This window comes from Streptomyces hyaluromycini (assembly GCF_002217755.1).
Taxonomy (GTDB): Bacteria; Actinomycetota; Actinomycetes; order Streptomycetales; family Streptomycetaceae; genus Streptomyces; species Streptomyces hyaluromycini.
This window is the reverse complement of sequence record NZ_BCFL01000019.1, coordinates 753756-770199: the sequence shown is the minus strand read 5'-3', so window position 1 is coordinate 770199 and position 16444 is coordinate 753756. Positions and strand designations below refer to the sequence as shown.

General features: G+C 70.3%; 13 protein-coding genes and 1 riboswitch. Of the genes, 2 read left to right on the top strand and 11 right to left on the bottom strand.

The window, feature by feature from the left end; all coding sequences use genetic code 11:
- Positions 1-211: 211 nt before the first annotated feature.
- Together SSP29_RS21295 and SSP29_RS21290 are read left to right on the top strand one after the other, a co-directional pair.
- Entirely contained in the window at positions 212-1045 is an 834-nt protein-coding gene (locus tag SSP29_RS21295) for an ABC transporter ATP-binding protein (RefSeq protein ID WP_150134603.1), read from the top strand.
- On the top strand, positions 1045-3573 hold the full coding sequence (locus SSP29_RS21290) for an ABC transporter permease (RefSeq protein ID WP_089102268.1): 2529 nt from the start codon (positions 1045-1047) through the stop codon (positions 3571-3573). Before SSP29_RS21295 ends, SSP29_RS21290 begins: the two co-directional genes overlap by 1 nt.
- A gap of 55 nt (positions 3574-3628) precedes the next feature.
- On the opposite strand, the gene SSP29_RS21285 is transcribed toward SSP29_RS21290, so the two are convergent.
- The 11 genes from SSP29_RS21285 to SSP29_RS21235 all read right to left on the bottom strand — a co-directional run bounded on the left by SSP29_RS21285 (position 3629) and on the right by SSP29_RS21235 (position 16389).
- Positions 3629-4924: a class I SAM-dependent methyltransferase gene (locus SSP29_RS21285; RefSeq protein ID WP_089102267.1), complete on the bottom strand. Its 1296-nt coding sequence runs from the start codon at positions 4922-4924 to the stop codon at positions 3629-3631.
- Between the two features lie 253 nt (positions 4925-5177).
- Complete coding sequence (locus SSP29_RS21280; protein WP_089102266.1) at positions 5178-6557, bottom strand: NAD(P)/FAD-dependent oxidoreductase; 1380 nt, start codon at positions 6555-6557, stop codon at positions 5178-5180.
- Between the two features lie 586 nt (positions 6558-7143).
- Positions 7144-8085 carry a Ppx/GppA phosphatase family protein gene (locus SSP29_RS21275; protein WP_089102265.1) on the bottom strand — a complete coding sequence of 314 codons (942 nt, stop codon included), beginning with the start codon at positions 8083-8085 and terminating at the stop codon, positions 7144-7146.
- 107 nt (positions 8086-8192) lie between these two features.
- The gene (locus SSP29_RS21270; protein ID WP_089102264.1) at positions 8193-8717 is read right to left on the bottom strand and encodes a DUF501 domain-containing protein; all 525 of its coding nucleotides are present in this window, start codon (positions 8715-8717) and stop codon (positions 8193-8195) included.
- A 62-nt stretch (positions 8718-8779) separates the two neighbouring features.
- Positions 8780-9256, bottom strand: a complete 477-nt coding sequence (locus SSP29_RS21265; protein ID WP_089102263.1) for an FtsB family cell division protein — start codon at positions 9254-9256, stop codon at positions 8780-8782.
- A gap of 109 nt (positions 9257-9365) precedes the next feature.
- Complete coding sequence (eno, locus tag SSP29_RS21260) at positions 9366-10652, bottom strand: phosphopyruvate hydratase (RefSeq protein ID WP_089102262.1); 1287 nt, start codon at positions 10650-10652, stop codon at positions 9366-9368.
- Between the two features lie 376 nt (positions 10653-11028).
- Positions 11029-11709 carry a LysM peptidoglycan-binding domain-containing protein gene (locus SSP29_RS21255; protein ID WP_089102261.1) on the bottom strand — a complete coding sequence of 227 codons (681 nt, stop codon included), beginning with the start codon at positions 11707-11709 and terminating at the stop codon, positions 11029-11031.
- A 4-nt stretch (positions 11710-11713) separates the two neighbouring features.
- A riboswitch (cyclic di-AMP (ydaO/yuaA leader) is annotated at positions 11714-11888 on the bottom strand.
- A gap of 209 nt (positions 11889-12097) precedes the next feature.
- Positions 12098-13096, bottom strand: coding sequence for a LysM peptidoglycan-binding domain-containing protein (locus SSP29_RS21250; protein ID WP_089102260.1), 999 nt, complete (start codon positions 13094-13096; stop codon positions 12098-12100).
- 207 nt (positions 13097-13303) lie between these two features.
- A complete protein-coding gene (locus SSP29_RS21245; protein ID WP_089102259.1) occupies positions 13304-14560 on the bottom strand; it encodes a cytochrome P450 family protein in 1257 nt (418 codons plus the stop codon).
- On the bottom strand, positions 14557-15576 hold the full coding sequence (locus SSP29_RS21240; RefSeq protein WP_089102258.1) for a nucleoside triphosphate pyrophosphohydrolase: 1020 nt from the start codon (positions 15574-15576) through the stop codon (positions 14557-14559). Before SSP29_RS21240 ends, SSP29_RS21245 begins: the two co-directional genes overlap by 4 nt.
- 165 nt (positions 15577-15741) lie before the next feature.
- On the bottom strand, positions 15742-16389 hold the full coding sequence (locus SSP29_RS21235; RefSeq protein WP_089102257.1) for a SurA N-terminal domain-containing protein: 648 nt from the start codon (positions 16387-16389) through the stop codon (positions 15742-15744).
- Positions 16390-16444: the final 55 nt, after the last annotated feature.

The following is a 16444-nucleotide window of genomic DNA, read 5'->3' as shown; positions in this document are numbered from 1 at the left end:
CACGGAATGACGGAATTTCACCGTCCGAACAAGGGGGCTCCACCTGTTCTCGACGATCGGGAGTCTGTGATTCCGGATCGCCGGCCTCAGGGTCAGCCGTCATCCCCAGGTATGACTCGGCGCCCCCCGCGGTCCGTCCCGAGTCGCCCCCGGAACCGGAACTGCGGCTGACTACACGGGCCCGTACGGCCGAGACGATGGTGCGGTCCCCATGAAGCCGTCGTCCCGACAGGAGCACCCTTCCGTGTCCACCACACCCTCCCCCAAACTTCGTCCGGGGGTGCCCCCAGCCGACCGGCGGACCACCTCCGTGGCCGCACGTGCCACGGACCTCTCGAAGATCTACGGCCAGGGCGAGACCCAGGTGGTCGCCCTGGACCGGGTCACCGTCGAGTTCCGGCAGGCCGAGTTCACCGCGATCATGGGGCCGTCCGGCTCCGGCAAGTCCACGCTGATGCACTGCGTGGCCGGCCTCGACACCTTCTCCTCCGGTTCCGTGCGGATCGGCGACACCGAACTGGGCTCCCTGAAGGACAAGCAGCTGACCAAGCTGCGCCGGGACAAGATCGGGTTCATCTTCCAGGCGTTCAACCTGCTGCCGACGCTGACCGCCCTGGAGAACATCACCCTCCCGATGGACATCGCGGGTCGGAAACCGGACAAGCAGTGGCTGGACAACGTGATCCAGATGGTCGGCCTCCGGGACCGGCTCGGCCACCGTCCCTCGCAGCTCTCCGGCGGCCAGCAGCAGCGCGTCGCCGTGGCCCGCGCCCTCGCCTCCCGGCCGGAGATCATCTTCGGCGACGAGCCGACCGGAAACCTCGACTCCCGCTCCGGCGCCGAGGTGCTGGGCTTCCTGCGCAACTCGGTGCGGGAGCTCGGCCAGACCGTCGTCATGGTCACCCACGACCCGGTGGCGGCCTCGTACGCGGACCGCGTCGTCTTCCTCGCGGACGGCCGGATCGTCGACGAGATGTACCGCCCGACGGCCGAGGGCGTGCTCGACTTCATGAAGCAGTTCGACGCGAAGGGCCGGACCAGCTGATGTTCCGCACCGCCCTGCGCAACGTACTCGCGCACAAGGCCCGGCTGCTGATGACCGTGCTCGCGGTCATGCTCGGCGTCGCGTTCGTCTCCGGCACCCTGGTCTTCACCAACACCATCTCGGACGCCTTCCAGAACAGCTCCGCCAAGGGCTTCGAGGGTGTCGACGTGGCCGTCACCGCCAGGAGCCAGGCGGACAAGGGCAACACCGTCGGCAAGACGCCCGACCTCACCCAGGCCCTGCTCGACAAGGCGGCGAAGGTCCCCGGGGCCGCCTCCGCCACCGGTGTCGTCTCCGGCTTCACCGCGATCGCCGACAAGGACGGCAAGCTGATCGGCGGCGGCTGGCAGTCCGAGGGCGGCAACTACTGGGGCGCCAAGGACGCCCGCTACCCGCTGGTCAGCGGCCACGCGCCGAGCGGGAAGAACGAGGTGCTGATCGACTCCAGGACCGCCGGGCGGGCCGGTTACAAGGTCGGCGACACCGTGCGCATCTCCGTCGACGGCCCGGTCCTGACCCCCACCGTCGCCGGCGTCTTCACCACCGACGACGGCAACGTGGCGGCCGGCGGCAGCCTCGCCCTGTTCGACACGGCGACCGCGCAGCAGCTGTTCGGCACGAAGGGCGCGTACGACGAGATCGACGTGACCGCGAAGGCGGGCACCGGGCAGGCCGCCCTCAAGTCCCAGCTGGACCAGGCCCTTCCGAAGAAGCTCGTCGAGACCACCACAGGACAGAAGCTCGCCGACGACCAGGCGCAGGCCATCTCCAGCAGCATGAGCGGCCTGCGCTCGGGCCTGCTGGTCTTCGCCGGCATCGCCCTGTTCGTCGGCACGTTCATCATCGCCAACACCTTCACCATGCTGGTCGCCCAGCGCACCAAGGAGCTCGCGCTGCTGCGGGCGGTGGGCGCCTCCCGCCGCCAGGTCACCCGCTCGGTGCTGATCGAGGCGTTCGTGGTCGGCACGGTGGCCGGCGTGACCGGTCTGGTCGCCGGTATCGGCATCGGCGCCGGACTGCGCTCGCTGCTGGGCTCGATCGGCGCGACCGTCCCGGACGGCCCGCTGGTCGTCACCCCCGGCACGGCCGCGGCCGCGCTCGCCGTCGGCATCGTCATCACCATGCTGGCCGCCTGGCTGCCCGGCCGCCGGGCCGCGAAGATCCCGCCGGTCGCCGCGATGAGCGCCCTGCACTCCGCCCCGACCACCAAGTCGCTGGTGCTGCGCAACACGATCGGCGCGCTGTTCTCGGCGGCGGGCGTGACGGTGGTCCTGGCGGCGACCACGATGAGCGGCAGCGACGGCCAGGCGCCGATGGGCCTCGGCGCGGTCCTGCTCATCATCGGCGTCTTCGTCCTCACGCCGCTGCTCTCCCGCCCGCTGATCGCGGCCGCGGCCCCGCTGCTGCGCGGGTTCGGCGTCTCCGGCAAGCTCGCCCGGCAGAACTCGGTGCGCAACCCGCGCCGTACCGCCGCCACCGCGTCCGCGCTGATGATCGGCCTGACCCTGATCACCGGTATGACGGTGATGGCGGGCAGCCTGCAGAAGTCCATCGACAAGATGGCGAGCGCGGCGATCCGCGCGGACTACGTGGTCTCGATGGCCAACGGCAACGCCCTCTCCCCCGACGTCGCCAAGAAGGTCGCGGCCACCGACGGCGTCACCGCCTCCAGCCCGCTGAGCAACGCGGCCTCCCGGATCGACGGCGACACCGAGTTCCTGACCGGCGTCAACGGCTCGGCGATCGGCAAGCTGACCGACCTCACGGTGGACAGCGGCACCTTCAGGGTCGGCGGCTCGGACGTCGTCGTGGACGACGACACGGCCAAGTCGCACGGCTGGAAGGCCGGTTCCGCCTTCACCGTGCACTACGAGGACGGGAAGGCGCAGCGGCTGACGGTCGCCGCGGTCTACGAGGGCAACCAGCTCATCCGCGGGATCATGCTCGACAGCGCCGTCCTCACCCCGCACGAGACCGACCCCGCCGACATGCAGGTCATGGTCAGGACGGCGGACGGCGCGTCGAGCGCGACCAAGGACAGGCTGGAGAAGGCCCTCGGCTCCAACCCGGCGATCAAGGTCCAGGACAAGCAGGACCTGTCGAACTCCATCGCGCAGGCGTTCACGCTGATCCTGAACATGGTCTACGGCCTGCTCGCGATGGCGGTGATCGTCGCGGTCCTCGGGGTCATCAACACCCTGGCCATGTCGGTGTTCGAACGCTCCCAGGAGATCGGCATGCTCCGCGCGATCGGCCTGGACCGCAAGGCGGTCAAGCGGATGGTCCGCCTGGAGTCCCTGGTCATCTCCCTCTTCGGCGGGGTGCTGGGCATCGGCCTGGGCGTGTTCTTCGGCTGGGCGGCCGGTCAGCTGGTCGGCGCGAAGATGCCGACGTACGAACTGGTCCTGCCCTGGACCCGGATGGCGGTCTTCCTCCTCCTGGCCGGATCGGTCGGCGTCCTGGCGGCCCTGTGGCCGGCCCGCCGCGCGGCGCGGCTGAACGTGCTGGCGGCGATCAAGTCCGAGTAGCGGTACGTACGGCGAAGGGGCCCCACGCCCGTTGTGGGGCCCCTTTCCGGTGCCGTCAGTTCCAGGTACGCGTGCGCAGCGGCAGCCCGGAGGCACCCGACTCCGGGGTCCGGACGGCCAGCACCTGGTTGACGCCGATGCGGTTGCGTTCGAAGGCGAGGGCGGAGGCGGCCATGTACAGCCGCCAGACGCGGGCCCGGCCGGGGCCGGCCAGCCGCATGGCCCGCGGCCAGTCGGCCTCCAGGTTGGCCACCCACTGGCGCAGCGTGCGGGCGTAGTGCTCGCGGATCGGCTCCACGTCCCGCACCTCGAACCCGGCCCGCTCCAGCTGGGTGACGGTGGTGCCGATCGGGGCGAGCTCGCCGTCCGGGAAGACATAGGCGTCGATGAACCGGTCGACGTGGTACGTCGACTCGTCCAGCTGCGGGCGCCGTGCGATCTGGTGGTTGAGCAGCCGTCCGCCGGGCTTCAGCAGCCCGTACAGGTTCTGCGCGTACTCCAGGTACCGCTCCGCTCCCACGTGCTCCGCCATCCCGATCGACGAGATCGCGTCGTACGGCCCGTCCCTGACGTCCCGGTAGTCCTGGACCCTGATCTCCACCCGGTCCGTCAGACCCTCGTCGGCGACCCGTTTACGGGCGTACGTGGCCTGCTCCTGGGAGAGGGTGACCCCGACGACGCTCACGCCGTGCTCCCGTGCCGCGTGGATCGCCATGGAGCCCCAGCCGCAGCCGACGTCGAGCAGTCGCTGACCGGGGGTCAGGCCGAGCTTGGCGCAGACGAGTTCGAGCTTGTCGCGCTGGGCGGTCTCCAGGGTCTCCGCGTTTTCGACGGACCCCCAATAGGCGCACGAGTACACCATCGACGGCCCGAGGACGATCTCGTAGAAGTCGTTCCCCACGTCGTAGTGGTGGCTGATGGCCTGCTTGTCGCTGCGGCGGGTGTGCAGGTGACTCCGCCTGCGCACCTCCTCGCGGGGCGGGGCGGGCGGAACGGGCGGCCCGGCGAGCTTCAGCAGCTCGCCCACGCCGGCCCGTACGACGGGGTCGCGCAGGGCCTGGAGGACCGTACGGTCGTCCTCCCCGCGCTCCCAGATCAGACCGGACATCGCGGCGAGGGCGCCGTAGAGGTCGCCCTCGATGTCCAGGTCGCCGGCGACCCAGGCGCGGGCCACGCCCAGTTCGCCCGGCTTGAACAAGATGCGGCGCAGGGCACGGCGGTTGCGCACGACGATCGTCGGCGCGTCCGGCGGTCCGGCCTGGGATCCGTCCCAGGCCCGCAGCCGCACCGGGAGCGGAACTCCCAGTACCTGCTCGGCAACACTCCTCAGCCGCGACGCGGCGTCGGCCATGGCGCACACCTCCAAGACGTCGATCCCGGATGCCGGTTACCACGTAAACACCGTGAGGGCAGCGGCGCAGTCCCGCAAAGGAGTTACGACTGGGCAAAACCGTTGTATGCACCACGCACTACCCGGCACTGCTCCCAGTTCTACTGCCCGCCTGTTGCCGCCCTGTTGCTCCCGCGCCCGGGAACGCCGAAGGACCTCCCGCACCACGGATGGCGGGAGGTCCTTCGGATGGTTCAGCGACCGGTGACCGGGGTCAGGAGGCCTTGGCCTTCTCCTCGGCCTTCGGGGCGGCGACCGGCGCCGGCTTGGCGGCCTCGTAGAACTCCTCGCGGGGGTTCTCCATGGCACCCAGGGACACGACCTCGCGCTTGAGGAACATGCCGAGGGTCCAGTCGGCGAAGATGCGGATCTTGCGGTTCCAGGTCGGCATGGCCAGACCGTGGTAGCCGCGGTGCATGTACCAGGCCAGACGGCCCTTGACCTTGATCTTCGTCTTGCCCAGGACGATCATCGCGACGCCCTTGTGCAGACCCAGACCGGCGACCGCGCCCTTGTTGGCGTGGCTGTACTCCTTCTGCGGGAAGCCCCGCATGCCGGAGACCACGTTGTCGCCGAGGACCTTGGCCTGACGCAGCGCGTGCTGCGCGTTCGGCGGGCACCAGGCGTTCTCCACACCGGCCTTGCGGGCGGCGACGTCCGGCACCTGGGCGTTGTCGCCCGCGGCCCAGATGTAGTCGGTGCCCTGGACCTGGAGGGTCGGGGCGGTGTCCACGTGGCCGCGGGGACCGAGCGGCAGGCCGAAGCGGGCCAGCGCCGGGTTCGGCTTCACACCCGCCGTCCAGACGATCGTGTTGGAGTCGACCTCAAGGCCGTTCTTGAGCACCACGTGCCCGTCGACGCACGAGTCCATGGACGTGGAGAGGTAGATCTCCACACCGCGGCTCTCCAGGTGCTCCTTGCCGTACAGGCCGAGCTTGGGGCCGACCTCGGGCAGGATCTTGTCGGCGGCGTCGACGAGGACGAAGCGCATGTCCTCGCGGGAGACGTTCTTGTAGTACTTGGCCGCGTCGCGGGCCATGTCCTCGACCTCACCGATGGTCTCCGCACCCGCGAAGCCACCGCCGATGAAGACGAAGGTGAGCGCCTTGCGGCGGATCTCCTCGTCGGTCGTGGAGTCGGCCTTGTCCAGCTGCTCCAGGACGTGGTTGCGCAGGCCGATGGACTCCTCGATGCCCTTCATGCCGATGCCCTGCTCGGCGAGGCCGGGGATCGGGAAGGTGCGGGAGACCGCGCCGAGCGCGATCACCAGGTAGTCGAAAGGCAGCTCGTACGACTCGCCGACCAGCGGCGCGATCGTGGCGACCTTGCGGTCCTGGTCGATGGTGGTGACGCGGCCGGTGAGGACCTCCGCCTTCGGCAGCACACGTCGCAACGGGACGACGACATGCCGAGGGGAGATGCTGCCGGCGGCGGCTTCGGGGAGGAAGGGCTGGTAGGTCATGTACGACCGGGGGTCGACGACCGTGACGGTCGCCTCGCCGTAGCGCATCTTCTTGAGAATGCGCCGAGCTGCGTACAGGCCTACGTACCCACCGCCTACTACGAGGATCCTGGGACGCTCCGTGGTGCTCATGGCATCGAGTATCCACCCGCCTCAGGGGGGCCGCTCGTGCGCCCCTTCACAAGCTTCCACAGGGCCCGTGCTACACTCCGCCGCTCACGTGACGCAGGTCATGGTCAACAGCGGGAACCCACTTCCGATACGACCCGTTGTCAATGCCGCGTGAGCTGCCTCTCCAGGCTTCCGGGGGCACCGTGAGGGCACCCGATGTCACCCTCAAGAGCACCTCCCGGAGCACCCCCTGGACGCTCTCCTGAGCACGCGCTCAAGCCTGTTGAGCCCCCGAACGGCCCAAGAGCCCGCACCGGACCCCCCACCTGCACCGAATTCCTTGTGAAGAACTTCACGAAGTTTTCCGACGGGGTGCCGTGGCACGGCGTGTCACGGACCGGAAAACCGCTCATCGGCAGACCTGACCTGCTCAGCCGAGGGCGCTGCACAGGCCTGAGCGGGTCCGGCGAAGTGCGCTGCGGTTCGGCAGCGCCCCGAGGGGGCGCTGGGGGCACCCCCGGCCGAAGGCCGGGGGAGGAACTGCGCGACCAGCCACGACGGCGCCGCAGTCGGCAGACGGCACATCGCGGCACTTCCAGCGGAGCGCTCAGGCGATGGACCAGGCGATCCCGTCGAGGATGTCGTGCTCGCTCACCACGACCTCCGTCGCACCCACCCGCTCCATGATCGACTGGAGGACGAGGGCACCGGCCCCGATGACGTCGACGCGCCCGGGGTGCATGGAGGGGATCGCCGCCCGCTCGGCGTGCGTCGACCGCAGCAGCCACTCGGTGATCTCCCGGACCCGGGCGTAGGGGATGCGGGAGTGGTGGATGGCGGCGGAGTCGTACTCCGGCAGGTCCTGGTGGATGGCGGAGAGCGTGGTGACGGAGCCGGCGAGACCGACCAGGGTGTGCGCCTCGCGCAGCGGCACGGTCTCCTCCGCGAGGTCGAGGGCGCGCTCGATGTCGGCCCACATGGAGGCGGTCTCGGCCTCGGTGGGCGGGTCGCTGACGTGCCCCTCGTGCACGAGGTGCCGCTCGGTCATCCGCACGCACCCGACGTCCACGGACCGGGCCGCCCGCACGTGCGCGTCACCGACCACGAACTCGGTCGAACCGCCGCCGATGTCCACGACGAGGAAGGGCTTGGCGAGGTCGTCGCGGCCGCTCAGCTCCCTGGTCGCGCCCGTGAAGGAGAACTCGGCCTCCTGGTCACCGCTGATGACCTCGGGCTCCACACCGAGGATGTCGAGCACCCCGCGCACGAACTCGTCCCGGTTCTCCGCGTCCCGGGAGGCGGAGGTCGCCACGAACCGCAGCCGCTCCGCGCCGTACTCCTTGATGACCGCCGCGTACTCCCGGCAGGCCGCGAAGGTCCGCTGCAGCGCCTCCGGCGCGAGCCGCCCGGTCCGGTCGACCCCCTGCCCGAGCCGCACGATCACCATCCGCCGGTCCAGATCGACGAGCTCCCCGGTCTCGGGGTCCGCGTCGGCGACGAGCAGCCGGATGGAGTTGGTTCCGCAATCGATGGCGGCGACGCGGGTCATGGCGGTGGGTTCCTTACTCATTCAACCGACCGAGTCGGGTGGCGGGTGGGCGAAGGTCTCGGGGGTCCAGGGGGCGGAGCCCCCTGGGACGGTGAGCTGTCCGACGCTCAGTCTCCGGCAGAGGGCACCACGCACGCCCCCTTCGCCCACCACTGAGGCAGCATCGCGATCGCCTCGTCGCCGAGCGGGTTCACACCGGGGCCGGCGGCCAGCGAGTGGGCCACCAGGACATGCAGGCACTTCACCCGGTCCGGCATCCCCCCGGCGCTCGGAAAGCCCGTCAGCTCCTCGATCTCGTCCCGGCGCCGGATGTAGTCCTCGTGCGCCGCCCGGTACGCCGCAGCCAGCTCCGGATCGCTCTCCAGCCGCGCCGTCATCTCCTTCATCACGCCGTTGGCCTCAAGGGTCCCGATGGCGGACGCGGCCTTGGGGCACGTCAGGTAGTACAGCGTCGGGAACGGCGTCCCGTCCGGCAGCCGCGGTGCGGTCTCCACGACGTCCGGCTGCCCGCACGGGCACCGGTGCGCGATCGCCCGCAGTCCGCGCGGCGGCCGCCCGAGCTGCTGCTTGAAGGCCTCGACGTCCGCGTCGGTCGGCTCGGTACGCGGAGTGGAGGGAGGAGCCGTTTCCATGCCTGTCTTTCTGCTCTGCTGCTCTGCTGCTCTGCGGCGCTACTGCGCCACTGCTCTGCTGCTCACTGGTCGGACGCGTCGGACTTGTCGACGCCGTCCCAGACGTTCGCGTACCAGGGCCGGTCGGCCGCCCCGCGGTAGGCGTGCGCCTGCTTGGCCGTACTGGGGGCGATCACGATGTAGCCGGTCTCCCCCGGCATCACATAGTGCAGCCGCTGCCGGATCTGCTGCTCGGCGTAGGAGTCGTCCTGCCACCGCGCCTTGAGGTCCCGCAGCTGCTCGACCCGCTGCCGGGCCTGCTGCTGCTGGCGTTCGAGGTCGGAGATCTCGGCGCGCTGCGAGACGTACTGCCGCATCGGATAGGCGAGCGCGACGACCATCGTGCACAGCACGATCGCGAGCAGCGCCGCGCGGCCGGTGAGCCGGGAGCGGCGGGCCTGGCGCCTGGTCTGGGAGCGGTAGACCCGGGCCGCGGTCTGCTCGCCGAGCAGCTTGAGCCTGGTCGCGGTGGAGAACCGGTCCCGGTCCTTCACAGCCATGTCCCCGCCTCCCTGGGTCAACCCTGGTACGTGCGTACGTCCCCGGACACGGTACGGGACCGGGTACGGGGACGTACGTACGACTGGCTAAGGCTTAACTCTGTGAGGCTCAGCCCTTGAAGCGCGGGAAGGCGCTGCGGCCCGCGTACACCGCCGCGTCGTCGAGGATCTCCTCGATGCGCAGCAGCTGGTTGTACTTGGCGACGCGCTCGGAGCGGGCCGGGGCGCCGGTCTTGATCTGGCCGCAGTTGGTGGCGACGGCGAGGTCGGCGATGGTGACGTCCTCGGTCTCGCCGGAGCGGTGCGACATCATGCACTTGAAGCCGTTGCGCTGGGCGAGCTCGACGGCGTCCAGGGTCTCGGTCAGGGAACCGATCTGGTTCACCTTCACCAGCAGGGCGTTGGCGGTGCCCTCCTCGATGCCGCGGGCGAGACGCTCCGGGTTGGTGACGAAGAGGTCGTCACCGACGATCTGGACCTTGTCGCCCAGCTTGTCGGTGAGGACCTTCCAGCCGGCCCAGTCGTCCTCGAACAGCGGGTCCTCGATGGAGACCAGCGGGTACGCGGCGACGAGCTCCTCGTAGTACTCGGTCATCTCGGCGGCCGAGCGGGACTTGCCCTCGAACTCGTACTTGCCGTCCTTGTAGAACTCGGACGCGGCGACGTCGAGCGCAAGGGCGATCTGCTCACCGGGGACGTAACCGGCCTGCTTGATCGCCTCCAGGATGAGGTCGAGCGCGGCGCGGTTGGACTCCAGGTTCGGCGCGAAGCCGCCCTCGTCGCCGAGGCCGGTGGCCAGGCCCTTCGACTTCAGGACCTTCTTGAGGGTGTGGTAGACCTCGGCACCCCAGCGCAGCGCCTCGGAGAAGGACTCCGCGCCGATCGGGGCGATCATGAACTCCTGGATGTCGACGTTGGAGTCCGCGTGCGAGCCGCCGTTGAGGATGTTCATCATCGGGACGGGCAGCAGGTGCGCGTTCGGGCCACCGAGGTAGCGGAAGAGCGGAAGGTCGCTGGCCTCGGAGGCGGCGTGCGCGACGGCGAGGGAGACGCCGAGGATGGCGTTGGCGCCGAGCGAGCCCTTGTTGTCGGTGGCGTCCAGGTCGAACATCGCCTGGTCGATCAGGCGCTGCTCGGTGGCGTCGTAGCCGACGAGCTCCGGGCCGATCTGCTCGATGACGGCGAGGACGGCCTTCTCGACACCCTTGCCCAGGTAGCGGTTGGGGTCGCCGTCACGGAGCTCGATGGCCTCGAAGGCCCCGGTGGAGGCGCCGGACGGAACGGCGGCACGACCCGTGCTGCCGTCGTCGAGGCCGACCTCGACCTCGACCGTGGGGTTGCCTCGGGAGTCCAGGATTTCCCGGGCTACGACGACGTCGATGGACGGCACGAGCATCTCCTTCTTGGGATGTGACGCTGGTTGTGCGGGGCGCACGCGGGCCTTGCCGGCCCTTGCTCAGCCTTGCGACTAGAGCCTAACCGTCCCAGGGCCGTCGGCCGGCACGACCGACCGGCCCGTGGACACACAGACGGTACTCATTGTTCACGTGCGGAACAAAGGGGGTCCCGATGAAGAACGGGAGAAGAGCGGGCCAAGAAGGAGACGGCAAAGAGAAACCCCGCCCCGGTGCGTACGGGGGAAAACGCACCGAGGCGGGGGCCCGTGGGGACGGGGGTGGCCCTCACGTGGTCTCCACTATGGGGACCACGGCTGTGCGGGCGCTGTGGTTCAGCTGGGTGCCGCCTCATACTTACGGCGGTCACCCCCCGTCTTACTTGAGGTGGAGCTGCTGGCCCGGGTAGATGAAGTCGGCGTCCTGGACGATGCCCTTGTTCAGCTTGAACAGCGCCTGCCAGCCGCCCTTGACCTTGTGCTTCTCGGCGATCGAACTGAGGGTGTCACCCTTGACGACCTTGTACTCGCCGTCGCCCTTCTTGACCTTCTTGCCGGCCGGGGTGGTGACGGTCTTGGTCGCGGCCGGGCGCTCGGCGGAGCGGGAGGCGGCCTGCGTGTCGGCCGTACGGCTGCTCGTGCCGGCGCTGCCGCTCGACGAGGAGCCGGAGGTGCTGCCGGTGTAGGCGGCGCCGGACAGGCCCGTGCCGCAGACCGGCCAGGCACCCTTGCCCTGCGCGGCGAGGACCTTCTCGGCGATCTGGATCTGCTGCGCCTTGGTGGCCTGGTTGGCCTGCGCGGCGTACTGCGTGCCGCCGTACGCGGCCCAGGTGGAGGCGGAGAACTGCAGACCGCCGTAGTAGCCGTTGCCGGTGTTGATGGCCCAGTTGCCGCCCGACTCGCACTGGGCGACGGCGTCCCACTCGGAGGCGGTGGCGGCGGAGGCGGTGCCGGCCGCCATCAGCGGGGCGGCGACGGCGACGCCGGTGACACCGGCGACAGCGATGGCGCGAACGGCCTTGGACGGACGACGGTGCTTGCCCTTGCCGGAAAACAGCATGGATCGATCCCCTCACCGACGCCTGCGAGGTGAGCTGTCGGGTTCGGGCCGGTTGAGTTGCCCGGCCGCACACCCGTGTGTCGGTGCGCGGCTTCACCCCGAGCCGGATCGGCAGCCTCAACTACCTTTCCCGGCACTTACCTTGGGTCCCCCGCTCCTGCCTACGGCGCTTGACGCGTCGACTGTTCCCGGACGGCCGCTGGCAGGACTCGGCGTTGCGACGGCCGGGGCTCGTGGTGACGAGCGGCCTTGACCGTAAACAGGGCATCCGGTGAATTTCAAAGATGATCAGGGCTTCTGAGACTCATCCCACACTTTCACCAAACCGGACATTTAACTTCTAAGTGGGGCGGGTGAGAGGCGCCAACTCCCGCCGCTTTTCGCCCGTTTAGCTACCGAGTTTCAGGGTCTGACCGGCGGTGATGTTGTTGGGGTCGGTGCCGATGGCCGCCCTGTTCGCGGTGTAGAGCGCACGCCATCCGCCGTCGAGGTCAAGGGAGTCGGCAATGGAGGCGAGGGTGTCGCCGGCGCGGACGGTGTAGGTGCCGCTGTCGCGGGAGGCGTGACGGCCGGAGGAGGTGGCACTCTGACCGTTTGTCACGTTTTCGTCCGCCGAGCCGCCGCGATGCTTGCCGCTGCTGCCGACGGCCCCCGTGTCGACCAGGCTCCAAGAACCTCCGGTCTGCGATGAATTGTCCGATCCATCGGCCTCGGAGATGACGGGACTCTCACTCGCCTTCGAGGCGTCCGAGCCGGAGCCGGAGCCGGAAGATTCCGACTTGTCCGTCTTGCTGGACTTACCGGAGGCGTCCGCCTTGGAGTCACCGCTCGCGCTCGGGGAGGGAGTGGCGGAGTCGTCCCCGGAGTCCGCGGCACCCGAGGAGGAACCGGAATCGGAGGAGGAGGAAGAGGACGACGAATCCGACAGCCCGGAGGACGAGTCCGACGAGTCGGAGGAACCGGATGAATCACCCGAGTCGCCGAGCCCCGTGTCGACGTTCACCGAGGCGTCGTCGGACGAGAGCCCGGCGATCAGCGCACAGGTCCGCCAGGGCTTGGTGCCCTGGTCGGCGAGTATCTTCTCGGCGACCGCGATCTGCTGCGAACGGCTCGCCTGGTCGGGCGTACTGGCGTACTCCAGGCCCCCGTACTTGCTCCAGTCGTCCAGGGACATCTGGAGGCCGCCGTAGTAGCCGGTGCCGTTGTCGGCGCTCCAGGAGCCGCCGCTCTCGCACTCGGCCACCTGGTCCCAGGTGGAGCCGTCGGCCGCGTGGGCGCTCACCGCACCGAGGAGCGGGATGGCGATGGCGGAGCCGGTCACCCCGGCCGCGACGAGAAGAGCCGGAGCCTGACGGGGGCGACGGTGACGACCGTTCCCGGAGAGCATGCGGAAACCTTTCGAGCGACAGCGGTGACCGGCGCGGCGGGTCCCGCAGGGCGCCGCGCTGATGGGTGAACGTATCGGCAGACGATCACTTGTCACAAGTTAATGCCGCGCAGATCACGTGAAGATCACAGACTTGAACGCTGGTCACCTTTTGCCCGTACGGGCGGGTAAGGGCTTCGGCGAGGGCTCCGAGGGCCCGGCGAGGGCTCATCGTCCGGCGGGCGTGAACTCCACGGGGAGTGAGCGCAGTCCGCGCATGATGAGCCCGCCGCGCCACCGCAACTCCCCTTCGTCCGCCGCGAGTCGCAGATCGGGAAGGCGGGTGAGGAGGGTGGCGAGCGCGGTCTGGCCCTCCAGGCGGGCGAGCGGGGCACCGAGACAGTAGTGGATGCCGTGGCCGTACCCGAGGTGCTGGTTGTCCCGCCGTGCGAGATCGAGGGTGTCCGGCTCGGCGAACCGCTCCGGGTCCCGGTCCGCCGCGGCCAGGACGACCAGGACCGGGTCGCCGGGCGCGATGTGCTGCCCGCCGATGTCGACCGGTTCGGTGGCGAACCGCCAGGTGGCCAGCTCCACCGGCCCGTCGTAGCGCAGCAGTTCCTCGACACCGGTCTCCAGCAGCCCGCGCTCACCGGCGGCGAGGGAGTCCTGCAGCCGGGCGCGCTGCTCAGGGTGGGTGAGCAGGGCGTACGCCCCGTTCCCGATCAGATTGACGGTGGTCTCGAACCCTGCGAACAAGAGGATGAACGCCATGGCCGCGGCCTCGTTCTCGGTGAGGTGCTCACCGTGGTCCGAGGCCCGGATGAGCCCGGAGATGAGGTCCTCACCGGGGGCCGGCTCGGCAGGCAGCGCCTGCCTCTTCCGGTGGATCAGCTCGGCCAGATACCCCCGCATCTTCTTCACCGACCGCGCGACCCCGCCCCGCGGCCCGCCCCCGTGGCGGATCATCATGCCGGCCCAGTCCCGGAAGTCGTCCTGGTCCTCGCGCGGGACGCCGAGCAGATCGCAGATGGCGTAGATGGGGAGCGGGAAGGCGAACTCGTGGATGAGGTCGGCGGACCCGGTCGCCGCGAACCCGTCGATGAGCCGGTCGGTCAGCTCCTGCACCCGCGGCGCGAACTCGGCCACCCGGCGCGGTGTGAACGCCTTGCTCACCAGCCGCCGCAGCCGGGTGTGGTCGGGCGGGTCGATGTTGAGCAGATGCGTCATCAACTCGGCCTTGCGCTCGCCGGGGATGCCGGTCTTCCCCTTGGCGTGCGCGGGCTCGTCGTGATGCGCCGGGTTCTTGGAGAGACGGGGGTCGGCGAGGGCTTGCTTGGCATCGGCGTACCGCGTGACCAGCCAGGCCTCCACCCCACTGGGCAGCCTGGTCCGCCGCACAGGCTCGTGCTCCCGCAGCCAGGCATAGGCGGGGTAGGGGTCGGCGGCGAACTCCCGGGTGAAGAGGTCGGGGGCGGGCGCGGTCACTTCTCCACGCCCTCCGTCGCCCGCACCGCGTCCCGGTAGGCCCGGGCCGCCGCGCGCAGGGCCGCCTCCGGGTCGACGCCCTCCGCCTCCGCGCGGGCCGCCAGCGCGAGCAGCTCGTACCCGATGCCCGGCGCCTGCGGCAGCGGCACCTCAAGCCCCGCCGTCCGCACCCGCGAGGCCAGCTTCGCCGCCAGCGCGAGACCCGGCTGCGCAAGCGGTATCCCGTCCGTCACCGACTCGCGCCGCTTCTCTGTCGCCTTCGTGCGCAGCCAGTGCTCCTTGACCTCTTCCGGCGTCGCCGCGGTCTCGTCGCCGAAGACGTGCGGGTGGCGGTGGATGAGCTTGGCGACGATGCCTCCCGCCACGTCGTCGATGGAGAAGGGGGCGTCCGGGTCCTCCTCCGCGATCCGTGCGTGGAAGACGACCTGGAGCAGCACGTCGCCCAGTTCCTCCCGCAGTTCGTCGCGGTCGCCCTCCTCGATCGCCTCGACGAGTTCGTACGCCTCCTCGATGCCGTACTTCGCGAGGCCCTTGTGGGTCTGCCGGGACGACCAGGGGCACTCCGCGCGGATCCGGTCCATGACCTGGACGAGGTCGAGGAGGCGGGCGCCGGGCAGGTCGTAGGAGGCGGGGAGCAGTTCCAGCTCGGGCATCCGGACGCGGCCGGAGCCGGCCAGGCGGGCCAGGCCGTCCGTGAGGGCGGGCTCGCCCTCACCCGCCGCCACGACCACCACCGTCCGGCCGCCGGCGCAGGCGTCGACCAGCTCCTGGGCGGTGGGGGCGGCCTCGTCCACGGCCGTCCCGGCCTCCCGCAGATACGGCAGCTGCGGATGCGCGCCGTCCGCACACAGCACGCGGTCCGCCGCGCGCAGCGCCTGCCAGGCGGGCCAGGACAGCAGGCCGGGGGCGACCCGGTGGCTGGTGGTGAGCAGGACGACCCGGCCGGCGCCGGCGGCCGCAGGCGCAGGCGCAGGAGAGGGGTCCGGGGTGGTGGGTTCGGGCCTGGTGGTGTTCACGCTCCGAACGTAACGCACCGCCGCCGCCCACCTCGCGGTTTGTCCACAGGGCGGGGGCGGTCAAGTGATCGTATGACCGGCGCGGACGTGACTACCCCCGTGGCCTGCCTGCCCCAGTGGGCTGCCCCAGTGGGCTGCCCCAGCGGCCCGCCCCAGTGGCCTGGCCTACGCCGACACCTGCGTCCCGGCCGACGTGACCTCCCGTACCCACGGCGTCTTGGCGTCCACCCGGCTGCTCTTCTGGACGTCCCAGGCGCCGTAGCGGGGGTTGAGGTCGACGTGGAGTTCCTTGGAGGCGTTGGCCAGGACCTTCCAGAAGGCGGGCTGTGAGGTGTCGGTGCCGAGCAGCTGGGCGAGCTTCGTGGCCTCCGTCTGGAAGCGGAGGTTGTCGTCCAGGCGCTCGGGGGCGATGCCGTACTTCTGCAGCCAGGCGGTCTGCAGCGCCTTGGCGCCGCCGAGCTGCTGTTCGTAGCCGGCGCGCGTCGCCTCGACATCCTTGCGGGTGACGGTGATGCCCGCGTCCTGGGCGGCCCGGTGCAGCACCTGGTCGAGGACCATGTTGTACAGGGTGTCCCGGGTGAGGCTGCTGGTGGAGGCGAGGACCTGCTGGTACTGCGTCTCGTCCGGAACCGCGGCGCGCTGGGCCCGGCGCACCTCGTTCACGCGGTTCTCCAGCTGCGAGACGGTGATCCGCTGGCCGCCCACGACGGCCGCAGCGCCCGGGTGCGCGTCGCTTCCGCAGGCGGTGAGGAAGGGGGCCGCGGCGGCGATCGCGGCGGACAGGACGAGCGCGGTGCGACGGCGGCGGTGCAAGGATGCCTCCCGAGGAGATTGTGCGACGGTGCACAAAGTCTTGCGGTGATCGATG

What these genes read in the sequence shown, in the direction of transcription:
- SSP29_RS21295 (WP_150134603.1), top strand. Translation starts at nt 212, where the DNA reads ATGAAGCCGTCGTCCCGACAGGAGCACCCTTCCGTGTCCACCACACCC.
- SSP29_RS21290 (WP_089102268.1), top strand. Translation starts at nt 1,045, where the DNA reads ATGTTCCGCACCGCCCTGCGCAACGTACTCGCGCACAAGGCCCGGCTG.
- SSP29_RS21285 (WP_089102267.1), bottom strand. Translation starts at nt 4,924, where the DNA reads ATGGCCGACGCCGCGTCGCGGCTGAGGAGTGTTGCCGAGCAGGTACTG.
- SSP29_RS21280 (WP_089102266.1), bottom strand. Translation starts at nt 6,557, where the DNA reads ATGAGCACCACGGAGCGTCCCAGGATCCTCGTAGTAGGCGGTGGGTAC.
- SSP29_RS21275 (WP_089102265.1), bottom strand. Translation starts at nt 8,085, where the DNA reads ATGACCCGCGTCGCCGCCATCGATTGCGGAACCAACTCCATCCGGCTG.
- SSP29_RS21270 (WP_089102264.1), bottom strand. Translation starts at nt 8,717, where the DNA reads ATGGAAACGGCTCCTCCCTCCACTCCGCGTACCGAGCCGACCGACGCG.
- SSP29_RS21265 (WP_089102263.1), bottom strand. Translation starts at nt 9,256, where the DNA reads ATGGCTGTGAAGGACCGGGACCGGTTCTCCACCGCGACCAGGCTCAAG.
- eno (WP_089102262.1), bottom strand. Translation starts at nt 10,652, where the DNA reads ATGCTCGTGCCGTCCATCGACGTCGTCGTAGCCCGGGAAATCCTGGAC.
- SSP29_RS21255 (WP_089102261.1), bottom strand. Translation starts at nt 11,709, where the DNA reads ATGCTGTTTTCCGGCAAGGGCAAGCACCGTCGTCCGTCCAAGGCCGTT.
- SSP29_RS21250 (WP_089102260.1), bottom strand. Translation starts at nt 13,096, where the DNA reads ATGCTCTCCGGGAACGGTCGTCACCGTCGCCCCCGTCAGGCTCCGGCT.